Source organism: Alysiella crassa DSM 2578, assembly GCF_000745955.1.
In the GTDB taxonomy this organism is placed as follows: Bacteria; Pseudomonadota; Gammaproteobacteria; order Burkholderiales; family Neisseriaceae; genus Simonsiella; species Simonsiella crassa.
In genome coordinates, this window is the sequence record NZ_JQKH01000125.1 from 1 (window position 1) to 3,927 (window position 3,927).

Annotated in this window: 2 protein-coding genes and 1 pseudogene; 2 read left to right on the forward strand and 1 reads right to left on the reverse strand. The window is 40.0% G+C overall.

Annotated features, from left to right (window positions below; genetic code table 11):
• Window positions 1–1,691: hypothetical protein (locus tag Q338_RS14940; protein WP_051968646.1), on the forward strand; the 1,691-nt coding region annotated here is incomplete at its 5' end.
• 414 nt (window positions 1,692–2,105) lie between these two features.
• A complete protein-coding gene (locus Q338_RS12125) occupies window positions 2,106–3,542 on the forward strand; it encodes a surface lipoprotein assembly modifier (protein WP_034295853.1) in 1,437 nt (478 codons plus the stop codon).
• Here the strand turns inward: Q338_RS12125 and Q338_RS12130 are convergent.
• Window positions 3,539–3,874: pseudogene (locus Q338_RS12130) on the reverse strand (methylated-DNA--[protein]-cysteine S-methyltransferase); the annotation flags it as partial. The gene Q338_RS12125 and the pseudogene Q338_RS12130 overlap by 4 nt on opposite strands.
• Between the last annotated feature and the right edge of the window lie 53 nt (window positions 3,875–3,927).

Sequence of the window (3,927 nt, forward strand, 5' to 3'; positions counted from 1 at the left end):
CCGCTGCAGCAACTGCTGCCACTACAGCAGCAACCGCATTAGCGACTTATCAGGCTGCTGTCAAAGCTGATGATGCAAATAAATTGGTGGAAAAAGCCTTTCAAGACAAAGTGGCAGGCTTGTTGAAAGATGGTGAACAAAAAGCAGTATTTACGCAACAGGAAGTGGACACAAGTTTGGTGAAAGAATTTGGTACCAAGCATGCTTTATTTCCCGTATATTCATACACATACACAACCTTCTTGAATACCGTAACCACTACTTCAGATTTAACGACAGGGAAAAATTTATATAGACCTGATCATTATGAAGCCAATTACTATGGTGCGTCTGGATTTTCTCATTCTAGTGGTCAGTATAACGTGGGGATTTTGGGTAAAAGTCATCATACTTCTGCTGGTATTTATACAGGTCCACTCAGTCCTAAAAATTTGCTGGGTATTAAAATTCACACCAAAGATGGCGAACAGTATTCACAAGGCACATTACCTTATATTTTGAATAAAACTGCCAGCAAATTTGAATTGGCAAGTATTAAAGGCAACAATCGCTACACACAATGGTTTACCAATTTCAATGCTAATGCAGATAGTAAAGATTTGAACAAAATGCGTTCTATTAGCAGTGTAGATATTGCTCGTGATAGCAATTATGAGCCTTTACTGGATGCCAAGAAAAAAATTCAATATGAACTGACTGCCAAAGATAATGCAACAGAATTAGTAGAAAATAATTCAAGCAGTAATAGCCCTGTTGAGATGAATACAAATGGCGAGTTGGTTAGCGTAATTACCTTTGAAAAACCAACAGTCTTTACATTAGACTCCAATAAAACCAGTAATTTTAAAGAAATTGCCGCAAAATTGGGGTGGGAAATGGGGAAAGAATACCGTTTTGAACCAGGTAAATACTTGTTGATTCAAGGTTCAAATAATAAATTACGCTTTGAACAAGATACTGGGCAATATACTCAATTGAATACAATTTATACGGCGATTGCGGATGAATTGCCAGAATCAGGTGCATTTGATAATAAACGTGTGGTGGCAGAAGTATTCAGCACATCGAATATGGGCAAAGTGAATGAAAAACGTGCTATTCATGCGTATGATGTGGGGCATGCCAATGGTTACAATCAAGCATATTTGTCGCTCAATGCATGGAAATTCAAAGACAATGAAGGCAAATATGATGGCTCGCCTTATAATTTGACCATTTATAATAATTTAGGATTTACACCATATAATAATCCAATTGGTCTACCTGATGGTTTGAAAGCCACTTACAAAGGTGTGGCATACTCTGACCGCACAGGTAAACAAGATGGCGTATTAAATATGACGGCTGAATTTGGTAAACAAGATGGATATTATTCTAGGCAAGAACTTACCTTTAATGGTAGCATTACAGGACGTACGCAAAACGATGGACGTGATGTGTATTTTGCGAGTGGTAATGTAAAAACCAATAGTGGTATGCCATCTAGTAATGCGGGTACAACCATTTATACCAATGATACGATTAAAAATATGACGGTATGGATGGAAGGTAAACATGCAGAAGAAGCCAAAGTCATTTATGGAGAAGGTCGTCTTCGTTTTGGCGGCTTTGCAGCAGAAGAAGTTGGCGGCATCTTAACCATCAAACCTAAAGATGGTGAAGAAAACATCGGCTTTATCGGCAAACGCTAATTAGGCAATCTTCAGGCAGCCTGAAAATTTTTGTTTCAGGCTGCCTTTCTGTATATGACACAATATTCAGTTAACCTAATAATCATTGCAGTAGGATGGGTACAAACTCACTAAAACCATTTATCTTGGGGACAAAAATGGTGAATTTACACCCCTATGCTAAACACATGTTTTGCCGTGTACCGCAGATGCTATTGACAGCGAAGCTGTGTTGGACGCAGAGTTGGTTTTTCAGGCAAAATCGTCAAATTCAAGGGGGAGAGAAACGGACTTGTATAGCTAAAAAATGTGAATCAGATTGAATACCTGATGAATATTTTTGACTCAGAAGTTGGCGATTTTGGCGAAAAAACAACTGCAAAACGAATTGTCAATAGTCCCTAAGGTTACCTGCAATTATTTGGAAATCAAACCATGAAATCTCAAGCTATTTTTATTTTATCCTTATGCACGCCTTTATCAATATGGGCTGCACCCGAAACCGAATCAGATAGACAATTCAATAAAACCATACAGCAAGTTGTACCACAAACTCCAGAAATTGCTGCTGAAACCTTTTCAGGCAGCCTGAAAGAATTACCCAAAGAAATCACATTTACTGATGTGCAACAAAATCCGCAATTGAGTGAACCTTTGCTGAATCAAGCCCTGAATCGTCGTGATTATGCGACTGCTGAGCAATTATTAAGCATTTACCGTCAATGGAATCAGAGTGATCCAATTTTAGTAGATTTTGCACAAGGTGCGATTTGGCGCGGTCAGGGTAAACACAAACAAGCCATTGCTTTGTATCAAAATATTTTGCAGAAAAATCCTCATTTAGTAACAGTTCGTTTAGATTTAGCAGCAATGTTATTTGAAAATCAGCAACTTAAAGATGCAAAAACACAATTTCAGGTTGCAAAAAAAATAGGGCTGCCCGAAGAAGTGTTACCACGCATAAACAGCTATGAGCAATCCATCGCCAATCAGCAAAAATGGCAATTTTCAGGCAGCCTGAGCTACACACGCGATGATAATTTAAATAATGTGTCGGCTGAACGTGAAATTCGTTTGCCACAATTTGGCAATTTGCCCTTTGCTAAAGATAAGGAATATTTACCTCAAAAAGGTCAAGGTATCAGCTATCATGCTGCAGCCGAGCGCGATTTAAATGTGGGTGGTAATCATCATATCAGCATGGGTGCAAGCGTTGATGGTTCGAACTATTGGGATAATCACGATTATGATGATGTGAGCTTACGTGGGCAATTGGGCTATGCCTACAAAGATTTACACAATGAAATACGCCTATTACCATTTGCGGAAAAACGCTGGTATAGTGGCGATTTGTATTACAACCGTGCTGGTGTGGATAGCAGCATATCCCGTTGGCTGAATACAAAATGGCGCGTTTCGGCAAATGGCACATTGGCTTGGAAAGATTATGCGAATGAGCGAAATGGGCGTGATGCACAAATCAGTGTCGGTATAAATTATCTGCTCAATCATAAAACTTATGTATTTGGCGGCTTGAATTATGGGCGCGACAAAGTATATGCCTTACCACGTAATAGCAGTCAGCGGCAAGGGGGCTATATCGGTTTAGGACAAACGTGGGGAAAATTTAACAGCCGTGTAGTACTGAATCGTTACAATGAAAGCTATGATGGCAATCATTACATTTACACTAACACACGTCGCCACGACCGTGTATTCAGCAGCAATATTAGTTTATCTCACCAATCATTGAAATTTTGGGACATCACACCACGTTTGAATTGGCGATACACCAAAGTCAAAAGTAATATTGACGCGTTGCACAGTTATGATAAACACAAATGGTTTGTGGATTTTGAAAAGCGGTTTTAAAGATTCAGGCAGCCTGAACGCGATTCTAAATCCAATAAAAACTGTTTGCGCGGCAAACCGCCTGCGTAGCCTGTGAGTTTGCCGTTGCTGCCAATCACGCGGTGGCACGGCACGATAATGGAAACCTTGTTTTGCCCATTTGCCGCAGCCACCGCGCGGACGGCTTTCGGATTGCCTAATTTGGCGGCTTGTTCCGCGTAAGAGATTGTTTCGCCATAGGGAATGGTTTGCAGAATACGCCACACGCGCTGTTGAAAATCCGTGCCAACACAATCCAATGGCACGGAAAAATTTTTCAGGCAGCCTTTCAGTACACGACAAAAAAAGTACAATAAAAAAAGAAGTCCGCATCAATTCAGTGGTATCGTATTAATTTTCTCACGAC